Raw genomic sequence first — 23,706 nt, 5'->3', positions numbered from 1 at the left:
GTCATAATTACTATGGTTTTAATAACTACTCCAACTCAACATCATCAACTGGCAGAAAAATATTTCGTTTCAGGTAATTACATTCAAGCAGCCAGTCTTTACGAAGAAGCAATTGCTATAGAGCCTGATGTTAAATCATATTATTGGAGTTTGGGCTTAATATTACTATTACAGGGACAAGAAGTAGAAGCTCAAACAACTTGGTTTATGGCTATGATGGATGGAGAGCCAGAACAAGTTGATGCTTGGAATCAAGAATTAGTTACAATTTTAAACACGGAAGCTGAACGCCAGGAAGAACGAGAAGAATATTCTGTTGCTGCAAAAATTCGCTGCAATATCAAGGAAATTGCTCCTCAAGATATTCATAACCTCTTACATCTTGTTTTACTGTCTATTAAATTAGGAAATTATACTGGTAATGAATTAGAAGAACTGAAAGTAATCGATATTCTGAAAGGTGAATCCGGTCTAGAAGTCAGATTAGATTTATTGATGCAGGTTTTAAAAGCTACGTTAGATTATGCTCCTGCACATCCTTCTACCCTAGAATTATTAAACGCTTGTTTACCTTATTGTCATCATCATATCCCAGTTTTATTAACTACTTTACTGCCATCTGCGATAGAAATTGCCTACTCAAAGCAGCTACCAGCAATAGCAGCACAAATATGTGAAAGTTATTTAACTTTGAGTCCCAACAATACAGAAGTTATAGGTCAATTAGCTAGTTTTTATCAAAACGCGAATCAATTTGTTAAAGGTATAGAAACAGCCAAACTATACTATTCCTTAGTCGAAGAATTTGCGGATAAAGTCTTTGCAAATCGTCAAGTGCTACGAGGATTAATGAGTGCAGGCGGGCATTGGGAAGAATCTTTATCTATCAATAGCAAACAAAAATCTTTGATACTATCACTGGTAGAAAATCAACCAAAAAACCTTGATAACGTAAGAACAACAAGACTATTTAATGCTAGTTTTTTCAGCCCTTACATTGAAGATAATCCTATAAAAAATAGAACTCTTCAAAATGGATTGTCGCAAGTTTGTCAAGCGAATATAGCCAATTATGCAAAAGAAAAAGTGGAAAAATATTTTTATGGACATTTAGAAAGGAAAAAAGGGAAACCATCTAACGAAAAAATTAAATTAGGATATTTATCTTATTGCCTTAAAAGTCATTCTGTGGGTTGGTTAGCACGGTGGTTGTTTGAGTATCATGATAGGGATAAATTTGAAGTTTATGCTTATTTTATTAATACTAATCCAGATTTAGATCCTTTACATGAATGGTATCTAAGTAAAGTAGATAAAGCATATAAATCAACAAATACGAACGAACTGGCTGAACAAATTTATCAAGATGAAATTGATGTTCTAATAGATTTAGATAGCATTACTCTTGATATTAGTTGTGAAGTTATGGGAATGAAACCAGCACCAGTTCAAGTGACTTGGTTGGGTTGGGATGCTTCCGGGATTCCGGCTGTTGATTATTTTGTTGCAGACCCTTATGTCTTACCAGAATCAGCTCAGGAATACTACAGCGAAGAAATTTGGCGTTTACCTCACACCTACGTAGCTGTAGATGGCTTTGAAGTTAGTGTACCTACTATAACTCGTGAAGAATTAGATATCCCTAATGATGCAGTTGTGTATCTTTGTGGACAAAGAGGTTTTAAGCGACATCCAGATATTACAAGATTGCAATTGAAAATCATTAAAGAAGTTCCTAATAGCTACTTTCTAATTAAAGGTATCTCTGAGGAAAATTCTATCAAAATATTCTTTGATGGGTTAGCTGATGAAGAAGGCGTAGATACATCTAGGCTGCGTTTTCTTCCGATTGTTATGTCAGAATCAGTTCACCGAGCTAATTTAGGTATTGCCGACATAGTTTTAGATACATACCCCTACAATGGCGCTACTACAACGTTAGAAACCCTGTGGATGTGTATTCCTATGGTCACAAAAGTAGGTGAACAATTTGCCGCACGCAACAGCTATACCATGATGATGAATGCTGGAATTACAGAAGGTATCGCCTGGACTGATGAAGAATATGTAGAGTGGGGTGTACGCTTGGGTAAGGATGAAGCTTTAAGACAACAAATCGCTTGGAAGCTGAGACAATCAAGAAAAACATCACCTCTATGGAACGGTAAGCAATTTACCCGTGAGATGGAGAATGCTTACACCCAAATGTGGCAAAAATATCTAGAAAGTTAAGTTAGTAGTGAGGGCTTCAGCCCTCCCAATATACAACTAAGGGCTGAAGCCCTTACTACAAACTAACTCCAAATAAACTGCAAATTTAAAGTAAAACCAATTAATACATCTTCTCCTGATAAACTTGCGGGAGACACCAATATTTCTTTTCCTTGCCCTTGTCGATAAATTTCCACACGGCGTGTTTTTCTATCTATCAACCAAGCTAGCTTTACTCCCGCATCCATATATTCTTGCATTTTAGCTTGTGCTTCACTCAAATTATCAGATGGGGACATGAGTTCTAACACAAAATCGGGAGCGATAGGAGGAAACTTTTCTCGTTGTTCTGGTGAGAGAGAGTTCCATCTGCTGAGTTCTATCCAAGAAACGTCAGGAGAACGGTCTGGCCCATTGGGAAGTCTAAAACAAGTAGAAGAATCGAAAACCTCGCCTAGTTGTGTTTGTTCATTCCACACAACAAATCTTGTAGTGAGTTTAGCATTAAATTTTCCCGTCTCTCCCCCTGTAGGTGGCATTACTATCAATTCTCCCTTAGAATTGCGCTCAAATTTTATATCAGGATTATCTCGGCATAGCTGATAAAATTGGTCATCACTCAGCCTGACGATATTATTCAAATTAATTGTAATAGCAGTCACGGCAATATTTTACTATCAGGGTATATTCTTGAACTATAGCAGGGAAAGTTCGTAGTGAGGGCTTTAGCCCTCCCAATATACAACTAAGGGCTGAAGCCCTTACTACAAACATTAAGAAGGTTCGTAGAGAGGGCTTCAGCCCTCCCAATATAGATAACTAAGGGCTTCAGCCCTTACTACAAACTTTAAAAATCATCCCAATCTTTGCCATAATCTTTGACTGGATATTTAACCCAACAATCACGTAACCATTCTCGCCCGTAAACTTGTAAATACCAGTTAACACTACTTTCAACCCAGTCATAAGGAGATGTAACTAAACCATGTTTGACAGGGTTGTAGTGAATATAGTTAAGAGTTGTATAATAATGTCTTTGTGAGCGAATAGCGCGATCGCTCCAAGAATACCAAACTTTTCGCTTAGTCACATTATCTTCAAGATTCCATCGACGTGAAGTAAAACCATGTATCTTACGAAATAACTCACCCAAGACCTCAAAATTTTCCACCTGAACCAATAAATGATAATGATTAGGTAAAACAACCCAAGCACTAATCATTATGTTCGTAGTAAGTGCTTTAGCACTCTCTTCCCCATCATCCTCATCACCAAACTTATCAAAAATCATATTTAGCAACTGCTGACGACGAGATTGACAGTGCATATAAGACTTATGTTCATAACAAGCCGCAGTTAACAAATAAAATTTTGCATCTTGTATAGGATGAGGTGGCGCGTGAGGAGGATAACCACGACTCAAACGTTGTTCAACTAATTCAGCTTTTTGTTTTAGCGTAAGTTTGCGATATTCATACATATATTTAAAAAACGCTCGTAGTGAGGACTTCAGTCCTCATCATCCTGAAAAAAGCACTAAAGTGCTTACTACAAACTTAATGACTACAAACGCTCGTAGTGAGGACTTCAGTCCTCATCATCCTGAAAAAAGCACTAAAGTGCTTACTACAAACTTAATGACTACAAACGCTCGTAGTGAGGACTTCAGTCCTCATCCTGAAAAAAGCACTAAAGTGCTTACTACGAACTTAATCCCACAACCTGTTGATAAAAAGCTTCCAAACCCGCCACACAAACCCGATCATCAAATAATCGCTCATGAAGTTGACTCATTCGCTCTGAAATCTCACCCCGCCAATTGGGATCTAATCCTAACCTAACAGCGATTTCAATATATTCCGCTTCATTTTTAGCAATTGTATCTGTCACCCCCAACATTTTCAAAAAACTATCAGAGTGACGACCCCGCATAAATTCACTAGGACAGGTAACAATGGGCAGATTACAAGCGATCGCTTCTAAGGTAGTATTACCACCAGACCAAGTAAATGTATCTAAGTAAACCTCTGACAATAAGTTAATCATCAGATAATCAAGTCGTTCTGGGATATTTAAAAATACACAATAATCTCTATATTCTAGCCCTAAAGCAGCAAAAGCTCGTTGTAGGCGTTCTTGTAGTAAAGTACCCCGCAGAAATATAAATTTAGCTTGCGGTACACGATAGGCTATTTCCGCCAAAATAAAATCATATTGTGGTAAATATTTAAACGGTGCTTGACAGCATAAATAGAGAACATCATCATCAGACAAGCCAAAATCAGCACGAGTTTTACACACTGGAGGAATATACGGTTTCGGGTAAGAAACACCAATATTTGGTAAAAGAATTAATTTTTCCGAATAATGTTCTTGAGCATTTTCTGCTTCCATTAATTCGCTAGATAAAAAGTAATCAATTGTTGGTAAACCAGTTGTTACTGGATGTCCCCAAGCAACACATTGCACTGGTGCAAGTCGTAAAGCAGCCATGCACATAGTTTGCGGGTTCATGCCGATTTCGGGATACACTAAAATGTGTAATTTATCAGCTATTATTTGTTCACAAACAGCAGGTAAATTGTAAGGAATATGATGGAAAACATCACTATATTCCTGAAATTTTTCGGTAACAGCATCTGGGTCGTTACCCGTGTAATAACAGTAGATTTCAAAATTTTGGCGATCGCAGTATTTTAACCAGCCAGTTAACCATAGTGTACCACTGTAAGAATGCAGATAATGGGAAACATAACCAACACGAATTTTTTGGTTAGGTTGTAATTTAGGCATAGATACAGGAACAACCCATTGGGGAAAGTTAGCCGCCATGATTTGATGTACTAAATTTCCGTATTGGCGTTGCAAATCTATATCATTCTGTGCCTGATAAGATAGATAAAAATTAGTCAGCCGATTAATACCAGCTAAAGCACTCTGTTTTTCTTCAACAGTGTTAAGAGAAGTTTCTGCAATTAAAGTTTGCAAACCTTGAGTGTAGCGCTGACGATAAAATGCTATTTCCTCTGGGTTATTGTAAACAGAGGGAACAGTTAAATGTTTGAGAAGTTGAAAAGTGTAATCATCAGGTAGACATTGACAAGCCTTGTCCGCGTACTCAATTGCTTCTTCAGTACGCCCATTACGCCGCAAATCAATAATCAAGGTAAAATGCAGTCTACCATCTTTAGGGTAATGTTCAATGCCTTGTTTAAGAGTCTGGAAATAGTCATCTTGTAAGTTTAAATTTCTATAGCACTGACTTAAGTTCCAGTAAATATCGGCACTGTCTTGTTGTAATTCTATCAATTTTTGATATGAGGCGATCGCATCTTGCCATCGCCCTTGGCTGAATAATCTGTTACTCAAGCAAAAAAAAACTCTTTATCTTGTTCTTGACTAAAGCTGGTTAATTGATATGATGCCAGAGTATCGGCTTTTGCTTGTATGAGTGCTTGTTGATTTTCATTCTCTAAAATAATTCTGCCGTGAACACGAGGTAATAAAACCTTCCACTGAATCTCAGCCAAATCTATTACCAAAGAAATTTCCAACCCATCAGTTAAATCTAAATCTTCTTCCATAAGAAGATTCATTGTCACGCTAGATAGAAATAATTCTGCATCTTCACCAGAAATACCAGTAGTATCAACTAGTAAAGTAGTCTTATAACTATCAGTATGAGTGGCTAGGGTTCTAATTACCTGTGCTAGTTCTAAACTGACTGACTCTTCCGACGCTGACCAATCAGGAAAGATAATTAAATTAATCTCTCTTAGATTTATTGATAAAAGAGTAGCATCAATCAAAACAGAACTAACAATATCTGCCATTTTAGTCCAAGAAAACTTTTGTGCTTGCGCTAAACCCGCAGTAATTAATGATTGGCGCACAGCAGGTTTTTGTACTTCACATAGCGCATTTGCTAGTCCATCTACATCATCATCATTTATATATATTGCAGCTTCTCCCGCCACCTCTGGAATTGAAGCATTAGGACAAGTAATCACAGGACAACCACAAGCCATTGCTTCAGCTACAGGCATTCCAAAACCTTCATATTTGGAAGGATAAACTAACGCAACTGCACCAGAATAAGCTACTGCTAATTCCTCATCACTGAGTTGTAAAGTATGAACAACACTACCAGATGTACAGGATCTAAATTCAGGTGTTAAAGCGTTACCTACTCCCGTACAAACTATATCAAAGCCGTAACTACTAGTAAGTTTTGCAAAAGCCCGGAAGAACAAAATACCATTTTTATAACCGCTACCTGTACCAACTAAAAGAAAATAAGGCTTGCTAATACCGTATTTAGTCTTAAAACTGTTAATTGCTTCAGATTTGGCAGGTGTAAAAGTAGCTGGAACACCACAATGAGCTACAGTAACAGCTTCATTTGATATATCAGGAAAACACCTTATAAGGTCACGCGCTGTATGTTCAGAAATTGTTACATATGCGGACGCTTGCTGAATAGCTTGATGCTTTTCTCTCCACATGGGATTATTCATATCCCACCCCATAACCTCTGGAATCATGTCATAAGCCATGAATACAGAAGGTGTTGTTATAGGTGTGGTGTAGTAAGAGGAGATAAATAAATCTGCTCCTTCAGCATCACAGATTTGTTGGAGCATTTGTTTATCAGCATCAGTGTTCTCGTAGTCATAAGCTGGAATATTTCTATATTCAATCCCAGGAATTGTTGGTGCAGTAGCAGCACGACTAAGAACAATGATATTTTGAGCAAAACCACTTTCTACCCAAGTGGTTAGTAGTGATTCCCACACGCGAGCTATACCAGTTTTAAAAAGTTGAAAAAAGATAGCATCAACAATAATAACTGGTGATTTTTTTACTGATTTGACAGGCGTTTCTTTTAAAATTATAGACAAACTAGCTAGCCCAGCTTTTCCTATGTCATTACCACCATGTTGGTCAACATATTCAGTCATTTTCTCTAAGTAATGCTCTGCATCTACTAAATTTATTAAAGATGCTAGAGATTCAATTACTTGAGAAGAATTACTACATTGTATACATTCCCAACTTTGAGCGATCGCTGCATCAAAATCCCCAACTGCCAACATTTTTTTTGCTATATTCAAAGCAGCAAAAGCATAATTTTCTCTAGCTTTAGCAGATATTTCAGAAGATATGTCACTAGGTAAGTAAGCTTGAGAAACTTCAATTGCTAAACGAATATTAGCAATATTAGCGCCAGTTCTGATTAGTTGAGATGTGTGTGAGCCTGCATGTATACGATAATAGGCTAGAGGTTGCGGCTCATACCAAACTGGATAATATACTGCTATACGCTTCCACATTTCCCAGTCAGCAGCATGAAATAATTCTAAATGAAATCCCCCTAAATGTTCATAAACACTGCGTCTAACTACAATCGCAGGTGTTTCAATCTGTTGCTGTACGCCAATACGTTCTACCCAATTAGAAAGAATACCAGCTGTTTGACTTTGTAGCGATGACAAGGATTGTCTTTTACCATCATCATCTATATAAATAGAACGGCAAAAAGCAGCACCAATTGTTAGCTGTTGTTCTATAGATTGACGTAAGCGACTATAAAACCCTGGTACAACTAAATCATCACCATGTAATATATGTACCCACTTACCTTTAGCTCTTTGAATACAAGTGTTGAAAGTAGATATTGCGCCTCGGTTTTCTGGGTGACGATAGTAAGTAACTCTTCCTTGACCAAGTTCTCTAACTACTGCTTGTGGGTCATCTTTAGTAGAGTAATCATCTATCACCTCAATTTGCATATTTTCTGCACCTGGATCTTGTGCTAAAACGCTGTTGAGCGTTTCTACGAGATAATTAGCACAGTTATAGGCAGGAATCATAACAGACCAAAACGGTCTGTTAACTTCCTGTGGAATAGGCTCTATTAAGGGTATAGCATCATCATTAATCTTTAACATAAAAAATTCTAATTTTCCATCTAATAATATTGTTGATATTTAATATCATCTAAGTTGAACTTATTCTTAATGCTCTATCTCCACAGTAGGATATTTGTGATTATTATCTACATCTTCTTGTATTTGTGTCGTTAATATATTTCTACTTATGATTAATTTGGAATAAAACTTACTTCAGCGATGGCTGAAACTAGCACCAACAAAAAAACCATCTTTGATAGAGTCTGCAATTCCTTGAAATATCCAACGCCCGTATCGACCTATTTGGTAAATATCATGCTTTTCTAACAACTGTAGTGCTTGCTGCTTCCATTGCGAACCAGACCAAGACCAAGTGTAAGCTACGTCAACCCAAGTAGGATCTACTACTTCTGCTTCTTGAATAAAACCCCAAGCTTTTAATTCTTCAACAACTTCTTGGCAGTAATTTTTAATTTCTTCTTCAGAAGGTTTAGCACCATCACGGTAAGCTTTTTCTACGTAAATACTTACACGGTTATTATCTTCTCTGGAAGAAATGGGTAAAAAAGATGAATCTACGTTGCTATAAAAACCTACACGATGAAATCCTGATTTGCTATGGGGTATATAAAGCCAGTGTTCATTAGGACACTTATAACCTTTTGTAGCTCCAATATTCAAAACGAGTACTGATGTATAAGGATCTGGCTCGGCTTCCGTTTGCATACCTGTGATTTCTACCATCTTATTAAGCGGTAAGGTAGATATCAGATTTTCGTATTGGACAACAGTATTATCTTCAAACCAAACTTCTTTGCTTTTTGGCTCAATATATTTAACTTTCTTGCCATATCTTACATCAGATAAAGCAGACATTTTCTGCACTAAAGTATTTAACCCTTCAGTAGGATAAATATAAGTAGTGTTATAGCCTACAGGATGAGTATTATCAAAAGCACCTTGAATTACAGTTAATAAATTTACAGGTGATTTATAAGCATCTTGGGGAATAATAGCTCTCCAAAGTCCTGCTGTATATAGTTCGTGAAATGGTGCAAAAAATAAATCTGTTAATGTTTTGCCAAAATTTTGATATATCCAATCTTCTAGAGTACGAGGATAATTTGCCGCACTAGAAGTAATTTCAGAGATAACTTTAGCTGCTAAATCTTTACCTAAATAACTAAGATGGTTCTGTATTGGGTAAGGAACATATAGTTCTTGTGTTGGAAAATAGACAGCAGAACTGCGTTGATATGACTTGAAAGGAGTTAGCGATCGCATAAATTTTAATACCACTGGATCTCCACCAAAAATCCAATGTCCACCACCATATTCAAATCGGTAAGCTTCTCCATCTGTTGGGGAATTAGTCAGTCGGTTACTATCTAGTGGTTTCATGTAATAAGAACCACAGATACCTCCGGGATGGTGAAGTGCTTCAAATACAGGACATTTAGAAGATAACCCCGCAGCTAGTCCGGTAACTCCTGCACCTAAAATTATGTTTGTGTATTTTTCCACTTGATTTTTACCTGATAAATAAATTAAAAATACAAAATAAGAGAAATAAAATACCTCAGCCTATGTTTTAATTAGAGCGATCGCTTTTTCCTTGCCGCTTCTTCATATCCTCCAAAACAACCTTATACTCCTGTTTATCAGGATACTGCTTTACCAGCTTTTCTAAAATTTCAGCAGCGCCCTTAAAATCTTGCATCTGCACGCGCAACAAAGACAATTTCTCTAACGCCACTTGGTTATTTGGTTCTCGCTGTAAAACTAATTCGTAACCCTTGGCTTGTTCTTGTAACAAAGACTCAGGAGATTTAGTTGCAGTTACTGGCGGCGGACTGTGAGTAGATCGTTGAACTAATTGCACAACTCCAAACACTGTTGAGCCAAAGAAAGATACAACAGAAACTATTGTTAATATTCTTTTTTTTCGTTCAATCTGTCTTTGACGGACAACTAAATAGTCTTCACCTGAACTAGCCATATTTAAATCTAAATTGTGGTAAATACTTAGCTACAGCAATCTCCTAAATAAGAGATTACCCATTACTTCACACAAACTAACATCTCAACTAAAATTTTTTATCCTAGAACTCGGTTGAACATGAAGTTATGTTAACTGCTGACCTTCGTGGCTAAAATAATTCGCTGCTACTAAGTTGGTAGGGATAAAGCAAACTATCCTAACTAATGTAAAAAATATGATGAAGTTTGTAGTGTTCGCGTAGCGTCTCGCAGAGAGGACTTTAGTCCTCAAAAAAGGACTGAAGTCCTTACTACAAACCTGAACCTGGAGTTATTTACGCCGTTATACTTAATTGGTATCAGGACTTACGCACCAAGGTTATCTGTTGAGACAGGGTGTAGGGGGGTAAGGGTGTAAGGGTGTAAGGGTTTTAAAGATTTACACCCCTATACCCCTATACCCCTACACCCTTGCCCAAACCCTTGATTTTTCATTTTTATGCGTAAGTACTAGGTATAAATCAGAGCTAGCAACTATTGCCTAAGTATTTGCGTAAGTATATCTTGACTTGTAGTATTTGATTTAACTTTTGCTGTCTGAAAGATAAACATTCTGTCATATCTGCTTAATCTCTAGTGAAAGATTAAAGCTTTATTAAATTTTTCCGGCAACTGATATAAAGTCCGGCTAATTACTTACGATATGGTTGCTAGGGTCGGTAATAGGTAATAGCGAATAGGTGAGTCCAGTCCTGTAGGAGGGTTTCCCGCGCCCTCTTAACTGGCGTTCGCCGCAGGCGTTCTCGTCAGAGTACCCGGAGGGTAATTGCTTTATCGAAAATTTGGGTTGAAAACCCCGTCCTTATAGGACGGCTTTTGGTAGAATATGGTTGTGGAAGGGTAATCAACCACTGAAAAAACCCTATTGCTGCCTAATACGCAGAAGCTGAACCTTGACAAATGAATCTTGCTGGTTCTACTTCGTAGTTCTAGTATCACCTGGAAGTAGGTAAAAGATTTACAGGTACTAGACGAACAGCATTGTACAGAAGCGATTAATCGCGTCTCTACCAAACAAATATTGCACACTGTGCAACTATGGTCGGGCAGACCAAAAGTTAACGCTTGGGGAGAGAACCACCTCTGGCACAAGATACCGCAAGGAATCGGGCGCTAAGTGGACTCATTGAACCAAGAATCCCCTGCCTTTTTAAGCAAGTGAGCGAAAGCGAAACTTGGTTAGGCAGGGGAGTGTCAAACCATTACCAATTACCAATTACCAATTACCAGCCCCCAAGATATGATAAGTATTTAAGCGGACATGACATGATTTACCATTGGATGTTTGCGTTATACTATATAAAATTTGCAACCAACAACCGAAAAACTATTTAGGTCATGCTGGAAACAACCTGTGTCAGCCAGTATTCTTGAGCTTTTCGCGATCGCACAGATTTTAGCTAATAGAAAAATAACATCCCACAGTTCTGACTTGTTTATGCTGTTTCTGCATTTTCAAGACTGCTAACTTTTCGCCCAGCCACCGCCTATATCTTTAGGCAGAGATTTAGGTAAAGTGGCGTAATTACCGTACAAAGCCGAAGTTTGCCACAACATTATAGAGTTTGTTATGGTATAGTAAGAAAGTTAAGACTAGCTTTGCCAATTACAGAACTCTACGAATTGGTGACCCTTACAAAACGGAAAGCAGTTTTGATTAAGTATTTACCCAATAAAATTTTCAATTGAATCGAGGTTATGACTCAGCAAGTACTTCACCCAATGGTGAAATTGCAGCGTAACGTGCAATCACTCGTGGAATCGAATATCATCAAGCCGACTGATAGCATTTGGAAAATTGCGCTGCTTTATGGGAACGACTGGCCGCACTGGAAACAGGAGCTACTAGATTTTGGTTTTACTATGCAAGATCCCATTGGCGACTTACTCGCCGTGGAAGCTTGGGATGAGGAATAGGGTTTTGTCTTAAGGCGAATATAATGAGACTGTTGGTCAATTAATGACGGGTTAGACCCCTTACCCTAAAACCTTGGTTTAGCGTTGCTTTTCCGCCCTGCAATCAATTGTAGGCTAATAGCTTAAGTGCGTTGGAACGAAATAAAATTAAATAAATCAACAGGGATTGAGGCTGAGGGGTTAGACCCCCTATCAATTCGCCAACAGTCTCATGGAATTCGCGGCTACACAAGCCAAGTCCCTCCGGGTACTCTGACGAGAACGCCTGCGGCGAACGCCAGTTAAGAGGGCGCGGGAAACCCGCCTACAGGACTGGTCTCACCGCCTACGCGGACTCAGACAAAATCAAATGTTTAAAACCCGCGCAGCGTAGGTGGGTTTTGCTTGTGTAGATGCGGTTTCTAACCGCCCATTTGATTGTGCGTCCCCACAGATAAGGGATGTGTTACAAAAATTTTTTGAGTTGGTATTAACAATATTAGGACTTACGCAGAAAAACGAAAAATCAAGGGTTTGGGCAAGGGTGTAGGGGTATAGGGGTATAGGGGTGTAAATCTTTAAAACCCTTACACCCTTACACCCTTACCCCCCTACACCCTGTCTCAACAGATAACCTTGGTGCGTAAGTCCTGAATATAAGCCCCCGCCTTTGGTAAATAGAAGCGGGGGTTATTTTGTCATATTTTTTCCTTTAACTCTTGACTAAGCTGGCTTATCTTGCGAAGCTAATATTTAGATAAGCTAAATAAAGGATTGCGTCTAACTTGTGGCTATACTTACAAGGACAACAGAGCATTCAGAACCGCCTGCTAGCGACCCTAAGCCCGTGATTTTAGAAACACAGGGACTTACCCGCCGTTTTGGTAAGGTAACGGCGGTAAATGATTTAAGTATTTCTGTCAAACAGGGTGAAGTATTTGGTCTGCTTGGGCCTAATGGTGCGGGTAAAAGTACCGTAATTAAAATGCTGACAACCTTACTCCCTGTGAGTGCGGGGAAAGCAATTTTGGCGGGATATGATGTCACTCGTCAAGCAACAGCAGTGAGAAGGGTGCTTGGTTATGTACCTCAAGCTCTCTCGGCTGATGGTAGCTTGACAGGGTACGAAAACTTGTTAATTTTTGCCAAACTATATGAGATTCCCTACAGAGGACGCGATCGCCGCATTCGTGAGATTCTAGAGTTCATGGGTTTATACGATGCCGCCCATCGTTTAGTACGAACATACTCTGGCGGGATGATTCGCAAGCTAGAAATTGCCCAGTCGATTTTACATCAACCCAAAATTTTATTTCTCGATGAGCCAACTGTAGGGCTAGATCCCATTGCACGTACACAAGTCTGGAATCTTGTCAAACAAATCTGTGTGGAACATGACACAACTATCTTTTTAACAACTCACTTTTTAGAAGAAGCCGATAGTCTATGTCACCGGGTAACGATTATGCAGCAGGGTACTGTTGTTACTACCGGAACGCCAAGTGACTTAAAAGCTTCCCTGGGTAAGCCCAACGCCACCTTAGATGATGTGTTTATTCACTACACAGGTAATCAATTAACATCAGGAGTGAACTACCGTGACACAGCCAGAACCAGACGCGCTGCTCAGAGGTTGGGTTGAGCAACCACAACGCCGCCGCAATTTAACCTCTGCAATTAAAGAGTTAATTACTAAATCTTTAATAATTGCTGAGTTAGAAGTGCGTAAACTACGCCACGACCCCACAGATTTAATAGTTAGGTCAGTACAACCCTCATTATGGTTGTTGATTTTTGGACAGGTTTTCGCCCGCATTCGGGAAATTCCTACAGGTAATTTAGCCTATTTAGAATTTATGTCGGCGGGGATTCTGGCGCAAAGCGTTCTATATGTAGCCATTTTTACTGGAGGAATGGCGCTAATTTGGGAACGAGATTTAGGAATTGTGCATAAATTCCTGGCTAGTCCCACACCGCGTATAGCAATGGTTTTGGGCAAGTCTATTGCTTGTGGGGTGAGGTGTTTATCACAGGTGTTTGTGATTTATGTACTGACATTTTTATTAGGTGTGCAACTGAATTTTCACCCTTTAGCGATTTTGGGAGTGTTATTACTTGTTTTTATGGGGGCGGCTTGCTTTTGTACTTTTTCCTTAATTATCGGCTGTCTAGCCAAAACTAGAGAGCGGATGACGGGAATTGGGCAATTGTTAACTATGCCGTTATTTTTCGCTAGTAATGCCATTTACCCAGTATCGATGATGCCTGACTGGTTAAAATTTCTCTCTCATATCAATCCCTTAACCTATCAGGTTGATGCTTTACGCGGCACAATGTTACTGCATGGTTCGAGTGTGTATGGCTTTGGTCTGGATTGTACAATTCTCTTAGTAACATTAATAGTTTTAACGCTGATCTGTGGCAAACTTTATCCACGGGTAGCCATGTAATTAGGAGAATCACGATACTCATGAAGCTCGATAAACCCTCTCAAGATGGTGCAACTTCCGCAGAATGTGCCGCTAAAGTCATGGAAACTGTACCGTTAGTGATGCGGTTTATTCGAGCCGAGATGCGAGCGCACAAAGCCGCTTTTTTATCGATACCACAATTGCGATCGCTAGCATTTCTCAATCGTAAGCCCGGCGCTTCATTATCTGACCTAGCCGACCATTTAGGTGTCACCTCAGCCACCGCATCCGCCACCGTCGAACGGCTAGTGCAAAGGGACTTAGTACAACGTATTCACCATCCACAAGAGCGCAGACGCATCGTGTTAACGCTCACAGAAGAGGGAAAATCTGTGCTGCAACAATCCTTAGACCAAACACGCACGCAAATTGCTGACCTTTTGGAAGGTTTGACAGCCGAGGAAATATCCCACGTTGAAAAAGGATTGGCTTTACTAAAAAATGTCTTTGAACAAAAAGAATCACAACCACCAAAGCGCTAAGGCTACCCAACATGACCCCTTCGCCGCTTTAAGGTTTCGAGATTATCGCCTATTCACTTTAGGGCGTTTACTGCTGTCTGTAGGTTCACAAATGCAGACTGTAGCCATTGGTTGGGAACTTTATGAACGCACTAACTCAGCTTTGGTGTTGGGTGGTGTAGGGTTAGCCCAAGTCGTCCCGATGATCGCCCTCACCCTCATTGCTGGGGATGTAGCCGATCGCCGCTCCCGCAAACTGACTATATTATTGTCAGTGATGCTCTTAACTCTCTGTTCCCTGGCTTTAGCTGTACTTTCCTATACCAGAGGGTCATTATTTTTAATTTATAGCTGCTTGGCCTTAATTGGTATTGGTAGGGCATTTCTCAAACCTGCCAGTGATGCGATTATGTGGCAGTTAATACCCGTGAGTGCCTTTACTAACGCGGCAACTTGGAATAGTAGCAGCTTTCAATTAGCATCTGTGGCTGGCCCCGCCTTGGGTGGCTTGGGTATTGCTGTGTTGGGAAACGCGACAGGGGTGTATGTATTAGCTGCGATCGCTTCCTTGATCTGTTTTATATTTATCGCAGTCATCAAAGAGAAAAAAGTTGAGCGTGTCACAGAACCCATATCCTTACAAGCACTAGCAGCCGGTGCTAAATTCATCTGGGATAATCAGTTAATTTTGGCAGCAATTACCCTAGATATGTTTGCCGTTTTGTTAGGTGGTGCGGTTGCACTGCTACCAGTCTTTGCCAAAGATATCTTGAAAGTGGGGCCTGTGGAATTAGGCTACCTACAAGCAGCGCCTTCCATCGGCGCTTTTATTATGGCAATCACCTTAGCCTATCTCCCACCTCTACGTAAAGCTGGCCCGGCTTTGTTATGGTCTGTCGTTGGCTTTGGTGTAGTGACAATTATCTTTGGTCTTTCGCGTTCGTTTTGGCTATCCCTAGTCATGCTCACCTTGAGTGGCGCACTCGATAGTATTAGCGTTGTTATACGTCATACTTTAGTACAAATTAGAACACCTAACCAATTACGCGGTCGAGTGGCTGCAATTAATAGTGTATTTATTAGTGCTTCTAATGAATTGGGGGGATTTGAATCTGGTTTAGCGGCGGCTTTATTCGGCCCTGTCGTTTCTGTTGTCGGTGGTGGTATCGGCACAATCTTAGTTGTAATTGCTACCGCTACAATTTGGCCGGGAATTGCTAAGTTAGGTTCCCTGCAAGAGTACGAGTAGGGGACAGCAGAGAAGAACGCGGAAGTGTTTCTTAACGAAGGCAGGAGGCAGGAGGCAGGAGGCAGGAGGCCGTTTTTGTAACGAGAATTTATACCCCGTTCCAAAAACTTTTCGCCTTAAAAGGCGTTCGCGCAGCGTGTCGTAGACAGGTTTTAAACCCGATTGTTTTGATAAATAAATGAAAATTGTTGTAATGAGTCTTTTTTACTCGCGGACGAGTCTTTTTTACTCGCGGACGAGTCTTTGATACTCGCGCGAGAGTGTTTGATACTCGCGGACGAGTGTTTGATACTCGCGCGAGAGTTTTTTATACTCGCGGACGAGTGTTTAATACTCGTGGACGAGTCTTTTTTACTCGTGGACGAGTCTTTGATACTCGCGCGAGAGTTTTTTATACTCGTGAATGAGTATCAGAACTTCATGTGAGAGAATCAGGATCTATGCCGAGCGATCGCAACCGTTCTCGTAATAATTGAGCTTCCTGTTTAGCTTGCTGTGCTTCTTGTTGAGCAAGTTTTTTGCCTTCTTCTGGTGTTAAAAAGCGTTGTCCTTGTTGGTTATACCAATACATCCACTCGCGGGGAATACCTAGATAAGTTCCCTGTTCTATACCAATTCCTAAACCAACCTCTGGTAGCCAAACAGGATTACCCTCATGTAATTTATATTAATATCTTCGTACTTTTTTTGAAACAGGTATGATTCAAGAGTAACGAATTTGTAAAATTAATCGTGAGTTCGCTGTTGGTGGCTTAATCCGGTGCCAACATAAAGGATTTTCAATAAATCCATATCCAGTAGAACCAAATACCGATAATTTTGGTTGTTGAGGAAAATATTTCTCTAAAGTTGCTTCGTCAAGCGTACTAGATTTGAAGAGGAGTTGCCAAGGTTTATTTTTATGACTACAAGGGATAAATTGATGACAACCTTCCCGCTCATTATTAACATCAGTGAGATAGAAATTAAAAGTGATTGATTCTTCGCCCACAACATCATAGTGCCATTTAGAAGCAGGATAGTTTTGTTGGATCAGTTGTTCGCTTTCAGGTACAACAAGACTCCAGGTTAGATGTTGGGTAATATTAGTTGGTTCATATCCTAGAAAGTTGGTAGCAATCTCAATTACTTTGTAGTTAAATTTAACTTCGTTTATTGCTTGGCATTTGTGAGTATTCGTTACTAATCCTCGATATATGTAATTTGATTTCGGCAAGTTTTTACACGAGAGAGCATAGAATAATTTGTTAGTATTTGGTTCTATAGATTCGTTAATAATGGCAAAATTCAATATCTCATCTACTAGGTCTTGCTGGAGATAAAAATCTTGATACAAAGCAGTATCATTGATTTGTTCAATGCAAGATTGCACATCAATACTTTTACTGAAAATATTGTTAAATATTACATCGTATGATTTAGTACTTTTTTTGATTTTGCTACGGATGCCACGAAACCAAGAGAATCTACCTAGTTTAGTGATTAGAGTATTAGTTACTCGTTTGGAATAGTCAGTTGAATTGATACTGATCATTATTTGATATTTGCACTAATTAAACCTTTCTGCATAATCTTTCAATCCTCTATCTTATGCAACTGCTAATTATATTGAATTATTATTAATTTTTGATGAATTTTTAGTCAACTTAACCAGGACTTACGCAAGTGTCACAATTGGTGGTTGGTGCGTAACGCTACAAGTCTCATGACTACGTTCAAATATTATCGCTCCTCACACACCCTACAGAAAAAATCTGCCAGTTGCGTAAGTCCTAAAACAATCTTGGTGCGTAAGTCCTGAATAAATTAGGATGAGTTTTTTGCTGTCTTCTGTTACTTATAATATATGTCTTTATACTTATAAGTAAACTGTCGAAAATAAATCAAACTATGTTAAGTAGTGTAAAGTTATCATGATTGAGTTCGTAGTAAGGACTAAAGTCCTTACTACAAACCTTGATTTATTTAGTCCGTTCTACTTAAATGTGAAGTAAATTTTGCTTTTTATAACGGTAATTCTGCAAGACAAATAAGTTATGTATGATATCCTGGGAATTTTAAATTATGCCAATAAATATCAATATTTAAAACGTGATACGCTAAATATAGTTAGATTTTTCGGATATTTATTGAGTTAAAAAAGCATCTCGAAAATAGCAATAATTGCTACAACTAGATTTTTGGTAAATATCGTTTTTATTACAACTTAAAATGGCAATTCGTCGCACAATGGGGGCAGAGAAATAATTACTGTTTATTGCGCTCGGAGACGAATAATGGTAGCGATGTCTACGACCGGCAACGCCAACGCAGAAAATGTCCAGCATCGGCTAACTGTAGAAACTGTAGAAATTGCCCCTAATACTACAGCGATTCGTTGTCTTGATTGGGATCGCGATCGCTTCGATATCGAATTCGGACTGCAAAACGGTACGACTTATAATTCATATCTAATTAGAGGCGAACAAACAGTTTTAATCGATACTTCTCACCAGAAGTTTCGACAACTGTATTTAGAAACACTCAAAAGTCTGATCAACCCGAAGGCTATTGATTACATTATTGTCAGTCATACAGAACCAGACCATAGCGGTTTAGTTGAGGATGTGCTGCAATTAGCACCAAGAGCAACAGTTTTGGCTTCAAAAATTGCCTTGCAATTTTTGGAAGGTTTAGTACATGATCCTTTTTCTAAGAGAATTGTTAAAAGTGGCGATCGCATAGATATTGGTAAAGGTCATGAAATCGAATTTGTCAGTGCGCCTAACCTGCACTGGCCTGATACCATCTTTAGTTACGATCGCCAAACCGAAGTCATCTATACTTGCGATGCTTTTGGGATGCACTTCTGCGACAATCGCACCTTTGATGAAGACTTAGAAGCAATAGAAGCTGACTTTAGATTTTACTACGATTGCCTCATGGGGCCGAATGCGCGATCGCTGTTGAACGCGATGAAGCGCATGGGCGAACTAGGCAAAATTAAGATTATCGCCAACGGTCACGGGCCTCTGTTATACCATCATTTGGATGTGTTGACCGAGTGTTACCAAAGCTGGAGCCAGAGACAAGCCAAAGCAGAAACCACCGTCGGCTTATTTTACGTCGGCGACTATGGCTATAGCAACTTACTTGTGCAAGCGATCGGCGAAGGTATCCAAAAAACTGGTGTTGCGGTAGAAATGATCGACCTCAGCACCGCCGAAATTCAAGAAATTCAAGAATTAGCAGGTAGAGCATCTGGTTTAATTATTGGTATGCCTCCCACAACCTCCGTAGCAGCTCAAGCTGGGATTAGTTCCCTGCTATCAGTAGTCAAAGACAAGCAAGTAGTCGGCTTGTTTGAGTGCTTCGGGGGAGACGACGAACCCATCGACACCATCCGCCGCAAATTTATCGACTTGGGGGTGAAAGAAGCCTTCCCCGCCATTCGCATTAAAGAAGCGCCAAGCGCACCCACCTACCAATTGTGTACAGAAGCGGGTACAGACTTGGGACAAATGCTGACAAGGGAACGCAACATTAAACAAATCAAGTCCCTTGATGTCAACATGGAAAAGGCATTGGGACGCATTAGCAACGGCTTGTATATTGTCACAACCAAAAAAGGTGATGTCAGCAGCGCCATGTTAGCTTCCTGGGTAGCACAAGCCAGTTTGCAACCATTAGGCTTTACCATTGCTGTAGCCAAAGACCGGGCTATTGATACTTTAATGCAAGTGGGCGATCGCTTCGTCCTCAATGTCCTAGAAGAAGGCAATTACCAAGAACTGAAAAAACAGTTCCTCAAGCGCCTACACCCCGGTGCAGACCGCTTTGCAGGAGTGCGAACCCAAACCGCCAAAAACGGCTCACCCATCCTGACAGACGCTCTAGCATACATGGAATGCGAAATTCAAAGCAGCATGGAATGCAGCGACCACTACATTTTATACTGCACCGTCGAAGACGGTCGTGTTTCCAAACCCGACGGACTGACCGCAGTGCGTCACCGGAAGGTAGGGAATTACTACTAATCAGTTATCAGTTATCAGTTATCAGTTATCAGGTTCTGTTCACTGTTCACTGATAACTGTTCACTGACATACCCAATCCCCAATACCTATGGACTTGATCCAATCAATTAAAAACTGGGCAAAATCTACCCGGTTTTTCCAATTTTTTGACAAAATTAAACCAAAATCTATGCCAGATTCCAAGCCCCGTGACGTACAGATTCTTCCTATTGCTACAAATACTAAAGTTCTCAGAGCGCGTAGTTGGTCACGTTTGCGGTTTGAAATTGAATATGCTTTAGAAAGAGGGACTACCTCTAATGGTTATGTAATTGAAGGTGATAAAACGGCAATTATTGACCCGCCTGTAGAAAGCTTCATGGCGATATACCTGGAAGCCTTGCAGCAGACAATCAATTTGAAAAAATTGGATTACGTTATCCTGGGACATTTTAGCCCTAACCGCGTACCCACATTTAAAGCTTTGCTGGAATTAGCTCCGCAAATTACCTTTGTCTGTTCCCTTCCGGGTGCGGCTGATTTACGTGCGGCTTTCCCAGATACCAACTTGAATATTTTGGCGATGCGGGGGAAAGAAACCTTAGATTTAGGTAAGGGTCATGTGTTGAAGTTCCTCCCAATTCCCAGCCCTCGCTGGCCTGCGGGACTTTGTACCTACGATGTGCAAACCCAAATCCTCTACACAGATAAGATATTTGGCGCACATATCTGCGGTGATGATGTCTTTGATGATAACTGGGAATCCTTCAAGGAAGACCAGCGCTACTATTACAACTGTCTCATGGCTCCCCATGCTATCCATGTGGAAGCCGCATTAGAAAAAATCTCTGACTTACAGGTGCGGATGTATGCTGTAGGTCACGGGCCTTTGGTGCGTAGTAGTTTAATGGCGCTAACTCAAGCTTATGCAGATTGGAGCCGCGCCCAAAAAGATAGAGAGATTTCTGTCGCTCTACTCTATGCTTCAGCTTACGGTAATACGGCAACATTAGCGCAGGCGATCGCTCTCGGACTCACCAAAGGCGGTGTCGCAGTTCAATCTATTAACTGTGAGTTTGCTACCCCAGAAGAAATCCAAACTACCATAGCACAAGCTGATGGTTTCCTCATCGGTTCCCCCACCATCGGCGGTCACGCGCCAACCCCCATCCACACCGCATTAGGTATCGTCCTGAAAGTGGGTGATAACAACAAACTAGCCGGGGTGTTTGGTTCCTACGGCTGGAGTGGTGAAGCTGTGGAAATGATTGAAGGTAAACTCCGGGACGCAGGATATCGCTTTGGGATAGAAACCCTGAAGGTGAAGTTTAAACCCGACGATGTTACCCTCAAATATTGCGAAGAAGTTGGTACAGACTTCGCCCAAACCTTGAAGAAAGCTAAGAAAGTCCGCGTACCCCAACAAGCTGCTACTCCTGTGGAACAAGCGGTGGGTCGTATTGTTGGTTCAGTTTGTGTCATTACCGCCAAGCAAGGCGATGTCTCCACAGGAATGCTTGGTTCTTGGGTATCTCAAGCCACCTTCAACCCCCCAGGTTTGACTGTGGCGATCGCTAAAGAACGGGCGATAGAATCGCTCATGTATCCAGGCGGTAAGTTTGCCTTAAATATTCTACCCGAAGGCAATCACCTGGAATACATGAAACACTTCCGCAAAAACTTCGCCCCAGGGGAAGACCGTTTCGCCAACTTCACCACCACAGAAGCAGACAACGGTTGTACCGTCCTCACTGATGCTTTAGCCTATGTCGAATGTTCAGTTGAACAACGGCTAGAATGTGGCGACCATTGGGTAGTGTACGCCACCGTTGATAATGGTAAGTTACTCAAGCCGGATGATGTAACTGCTGTTAATCATCGGAAAACAGGTACTCATTATTAAAAGTTCGTAGTCAGGACTAAAGTCCTTACTACAGACCAAACTCCAGAATTAGACAAACCAAGCCTGCTAAAGCAGGTTTTTTTATCGACAAAATCTGATCCCTATTTTCCCAAACTCGCCAACAAATCTAAAATCAGGAACCCTTGTCAAATCTGGCTTTGTTAATTTTGAATTTTTTAGCTTTAGCTTCTCTTTCAGAGACGCTACCGCGAACCCGTAGAGTATTTTGAACTAGTATCACTAGCCGTTTACTCAATGAATGTGTAAAGTTTATACAGTACATAGCTATAAATATTTTTCATCAGGGCAAAATCTAAGACTGTAGGAACTGTTATTAACACTATGGAGCAAAGCGAAAAACAACAGCGCCTGGAGGCTGAACAAAAGTTTCAAGCCGCCCTCGAACAGTTAGAGGGTATTTTACAGGAAACTGCAACCGAAGATGACCAAACACCAAATACACCTATTGAGGATGAGAGTGAAGCTGTTGACGATGAAGCTGATATTGATTTAGCCGCCTTAGAAGATGCAGTTGCAGATATTGAAAATTACTTAGAACAGAAAAGAAAACCCAAATAATAGCTTGTTCGTATTCCTTGCTAGCCTCTAGTCTCTAGCCCCTTTTCCAGCAATTGTCTTTGGGCTTCATACAACATTAAAGCAGCTGCGATCGCCACATTCAAAGATTCTACACCCGGACTCAGGGGAATTTTTACTTGTTGGTCTGCCATTGCTGCTAAATCTGCCGACAAGCCAGCACCCTCATTACCCAATAAAATTAAACTGGGTTTACGCCAGTCTACTTGCCAATAAGTTAACTTGGCGGTGGGTAAAGTGGCTATAATTTGCATCCCCGCTTGTTGACAAGCCTCCACTGTCGCTTTTAAATCTTCACTAACGGCGGTGGCTAAACGAAACCACTGTCCAGCCGAAGCACGCAAAACTTTGGGATTATCTAAATCTACACTATTTTGACTCAGCCATAAACCCGCCGCCCCAGCCGCCGCCGCCGTGCGTATGATTGTGCCTAAATTACCAGGGTCTTGGATGGTTTCTAAAGCTAGAACTACACCAGTAAAAGGTACTTGGCTTTGCTGTTCGCCACGTTTTGCTGTTGCCACTACCCCATCTGGTTGTACAGTAGTAGCGATCGCCTGTAATACTTCTTCACTGACCACCTCGGCGCGATCGCATCGACTACAAGCATCTTCCCACAATGTTGGATGATTTGCCTGCCACTCTGGAGTACAACACACCACCTCTAGGGGATAATTCACCGCACAAGCTTCTTCTAACAGGTGCGTCCCTTCCAACAAAAACAACCCCTGCTTATGCCGTTCTTTGGTAGAGTGCAACTTGCGAATCTGCTTAACTAAATTATTTTGTAAACTCGTTAACATTTCTCTTGCTGAGTTCTAAATTTTGAAAAACTCAGCACTAAGAACTCACGACTCAGCACTGATATATGCGGAACCCGGGACTTGAACCCGGAAGCCTTGCGGCACTAGAACCTGAATCTAGCGCGTCTGCCAATTCCGCCAGTTCCGCTTGCGGTTTGCATATCGACA

The 23,706-nt window shown here is 40.5% G+C and carries 18 protein-coding genes, 1 tRNA gene and 1 pseudogene; 10 read left to right on the top strand and 10 right to left on the bottom strand.

Going from position 1 to position 23,706, the window contains the following annotated elements; genetic code table 11:
- Nucleotides 1-12 precede the first annotated feature (12 nt).
- Nucleotides 13-2,232, top strand: a complete 2,220-nt coding sequence (locus tag H6G83_RS00805) for an O-linked N-acetylglucosamine transferase, SPINDLY family protein (RefSeq protein ID WP_190465638.1) — start codon at nt 13-15, stop codon at nt 2,230-2,232.
- Between the two features lie 62 nt (nt 2,233-2,294).
- On the opposite strand, the gene H6G83_RS00800 is transcribed toward H6G83_RS00805, so the two are convergent.
- From H6G83_RS00800 to H6G83_RS00775, 6 genes are all read right to left on the bottom strand, one after another.
- Nucleotides 2,295-2,873: a Uma2 family endonuclease gene (locus H6G83_RS00800; RefSeq protein ID WP_190465635.1), complete on the bottom strand. Its 579-nt coding sequence runs from the start codon at nt 2,871-2,873 to the stop codon at nt 2,295-2,297.
- A gap of 185 nt (nt 2,874-3,058) precedes the next feature.
- The gene (locus H6G83_RS00795) at nt 3,059-3,691 is read right to left on the bottom strand and encodes a transposase (protein WP_190465633.1); all 633 of its coding nucleotides are present in this window, start codon (nt 3,689-3,691) and stop codon (nt 3,059-3,061) included.
- Nucleotides 3,692-3,912: 221 nt separating this feature from the next.
- Nucleotides 3,913-5,580, bottom strand: coding sequence for an O-linked N-acetylglucosamine transferase, SPINDLY family protein (locus H6G83_RS36195; RefSeq protein ID WP_190465631.1), 1,668 nt, complete (start codon nt 5,578-5,580; stop codon nt 3,913-3,915).
- Complete coding sequence (locus H6G83_RS36190) at nt 5,577-8,162, bottom strand: glycosyltransferase (RefSeq protein WP_313934946.1); 2,586 nt, start codon at nt 8,160-8,162, stop codon at nt 5,577-5,579. The genes H6G83_RS36195 and H6G83_RS36190 overlap by 4 nt, the downstream gene beginning before the upstream one ends.
- Nucleotides 8,163-8,336: 174 nt before the next feature.
- The gene (locus H6G83_RS00780; protein ID WP_190465629.1) at nt 8,337-9,647 is read right to left on the bottom strand and encodes a protoporphyrinogen/coproporphyrinogen oxidase; all 1,311 of its coding nucleotides are present in this window, start codon (nt 9,645-9,647) and stop codon (nt 8,337-8,339) included.
- Between the two features lie 67 nt (nt 9,648-9,714).
- On the bottom strand, nt 9,715-10,122 hold the full coding sequence (locus H6G83_RS00775; RefSeq protein ID WP_190465627.1) for a tetratricopeptide repeat protein: 408 nt from the start codon (nt 10,120-10,122) through the stop codon (nt 9,715-9,717).
- 1,739 nt (nt 10,123-11,861) lie between these two features.
- Between H6G83_RS00775 and H6G83_RS00770 the strand changes: the two genes are divergently transcribed.
- From H6G83_RS00770 to H6G83_RS00745, 6 genes are all read left to right on the top strand, one after another.
- Nucleotides 11,862-12,080, top strand: coding sequence for a DUF4327 family protein (locus H6G83_RS00770; protein WP_190465624.1), 219 nt, complete (start codon nt 11,862-11,864; stop codon nt 12,078-12,080).
- A 126-nt stretch (nt 12,081-12,206) separates the two neighbouring features.
- Nucleotides 12,207-12,365 carry a hypothetical protein gene (locus H6G83_RS00765; protein WP_190465622.1) on the top strand — a complete coding sequence of 53 codons (159 nt, stop codon included), beginning with the start codon at nt 12,207-12,209 and terminating at the stop codon, nt 12,363-12,365.
- A gap of 487 nt (nt 12,366-12,852) precedes the next feature.
- Nucleotides 12,853-13,701: an ABC transporter ATP-binding protein gene (locus tag H6G83_RS00760; RefSeq protein WP_390821106.1), complete on the top strand. Its 849-nt coding sequence runs from the start codon at nt 12,853-12,855 to the stop codon at nt 13,699-13,701.
- A complete protein-coding gene (locus H6G83_RS00755) occupies nt 13,658-14,509 on the top strand; it encodes an ABC transporter permease (RefSeq protein ID WP_190465618.1) in 852 nt (283 codons plus the stop codon). Before H6G83_RS00760 ends, H6G83_RS00755 begins: the two co-directional genes overlap by 44 nt.
- Before the next feature lie 20 nt (nt 14,510-14,529).
- Nucleotides 14,530-15,012 (top strand): MarR family winged helix-turn-helix transcriptional regulator, encoded by a 483-nt coding sequence (locus H6G83_RS00750; RefSeq protein WP_190465615.1) that lies wholly within the window; start codon nt 14,530-14,532, stop codon nt 15,010-15,012.
- Nucleotides 14,972-16,240 (top strand): MFS transporter, encoded by a 1,269-nt coding sequence (locus H6G83_RS00745; protein WP_190465612.1) that lies wholly within the window; start codon nt 14,972-14,974, stop codon nt 16,238-16,240. Before H6G83_RS00750 ends, H6G83_RS00745 begins: the two co-directional genes overlap by 41 nt.
- 418 nt (nt 16,241-16,658) lie before the next feature.
- On the opposite strand, the pseudogene H6G83_RS00740 reads toward H6G83_RS00745, so the two are convergent.
- Both H6G83_RS00740 and H6G83_RS00735 read right to left on the bottom strand, forming a co-directional pair.
- Nucleotides 16,659-16,907 (bottom strand): annotated as a pseudogene (locus H6G83_RS00740) (hypothetical protein); the annotation flags it as partial.
- A 36-nt stretch (nt 16,908-16,943) separates the two neighbouring features.
- Nucleotides 16,944-17,612, bottom strand: coding sequence for a 2OG-Fe(II) oxygenase family protein (locus tag H6G83_RS00735; protein ID WP_190465610.1), 669 nt, complete (start codon nt 17,610-17,612; stop codon nt 16,944-16,946).
- 904 nt (nt 17,613-18,516) lie between these two features.
- On the opposite strand from H6G83_RS00735, the gene H6G83_RS00730 reads away from it, so the two are divergent.
- From H6G83_RS00730 to H6G83_RS00720, 3 genes are all read left to right on the top strand, one after another.
- Complete coding sequence (locus tag H6G83_RS00730) at nt 18,517-20,256, top strand: diflavin flavoprotein (protein ID WP_190465608.1); 1,740 nt, start codon at nt 18,517-18,519, stop codon at nt 20,254-20,256.
- Between the two features lie 169 nt (nt 20,257-20,425).
- The gene (locus H6G83_RS00725) at nt 20,426-22,138 is read left to right on the top strand and encodes a diflavin flavoprotein (protein WP_190465606.1); all 1,713 of its coding nucleotides are present in this window, start codon (nt 20,426-20,428) and stop codon (nt 22,136-22,138) included.
- A gap of 342 nt (nt 22,139-22,480) precedes the next feature.
- Nucleotides 22,481-22,717: a hypothetical protein gene (locus H6G83_RS00720; protein ID WP_190465604.1), complete on the top strand. Its 237-nt coding sequence runs from the start codon at nt 22,481-22,483 to the stop codon at nt 22,715-22,717.
- Nucleotides 22,718-22,737: 20 nt separating this feature from the next.
- Here H6G83_RS00720 and H6G83_RS00715 read toward each other — a convergent pair whose 3' ends face one another.
- Entirely contained in the window at nt 22,738-23,538 is an 801-nt protein-coding gene (locus H6G83_RS00715) for a TrmH family RNA methyltransferase (RefSeq protein WP_190465602.1), read from the bottom strand.
- Between the two features lie 66 nt (nt 23,539-23,604).
- A tRNA-Leu gene (locus H6G83_RS00710) sits at nt 23,605-23,686 on the bottom strand.
- Nucleotides 23,687-23,706: the final 20 nt, after the last annotated feature.

The sequence above is a fragment of the Anabaena azotica FACHB-119 genome (genome assembly GCF_014697625.1).
GTDB classification, from domain to species: Bacteria; Cyanobacteriota; Cyanobacteriia; order Cyanobacteriales; family Nostocaceae; genus Trichormus; species Trichormus azoticus_A.
Note: the sequence above shows the minus strand (reverse complement) of the source record. Positions and strands in the feature narration are given on the sequence as shown.

Bases quoted from the DNA above. Each gene is read 5' to 3' on its own strand.
- H6G83_RS00805 (WP_190465638.1), top strand. From the start codon at position 13: ATGGTTTTAATAACTACTCCAACTCAACATCATCAACTGGCAGAAAAA.
- H6G83_RS00795 (WP_190465633.1), bottom strand. From the start codon at position 3,691: ATGTATGAATATCGCAAACTTACGCTAAAACAAAAAGCTGAATTAGTT.
- H6G83_RS36190 (WP_313934946.1), bottom strand. From the start codon at position 8,162: ATGTTAAAGATTAATGATGATGCTATACCCTTAATAGAGCCTATTCCA.
- H6G83_RS00775 (WP_190465627.1), bottom strand. From the start codon at position 10,122: ATGGCTAGTTCAGGTGAAGACTATTTAGTTGTCCGTCAAAGACAGATT.
- H6G83_RS00770 (WP_190465624.1), top strand. From the start codon at position 11,862: ATGACTCAGCAAGTACTTCACCCAATGGTGAAATTGCAGCGTAACGTG.
- H6G83_RS00750 (WP_190465615.1), top strand. From the start codon at position 14,530: ATGAAGCTCGATAAACCCTCTCAAGATGGTGCAACTTCCGCAGAATGT.
- H6G83_RS00745 (WP_190465612.1), top strand. From the start codon at position 14,972: ATGTCTTTGAACAAAAAGAATCACAACCACCAAAGCGCTAAGGCTACC.
- H6G83_RS00730 (WP_190465608.1), top strand. From the start codon at position 18,517: ATGGTAGCGATGTCTACGACCGGCAACGCCAACGCAGAAAATGTCCAG.
- H6G83_RS00725 (WP_190465606.1), top strand. From the start codon at position 20,426: ATGCCAGATTCCAAGCCCCGTGACGTACAGATTCTTCCTATTGCTACA.
- H6G83_RS00720 (WP_190465604.1), top strand. From the start codon at position 22,481: ATGGAGCAAAGCGAAAAACAACAGCGCCTGGAGGCTGAACAAAAGTTT.
- H6G83_RS00715 (WP_190465602.1), bottom strand. From the start codon at position 23,538: ATGTTAACGAGTTTACAAAATAATTTAGTTAAGCAGATTCGCAAGTTG.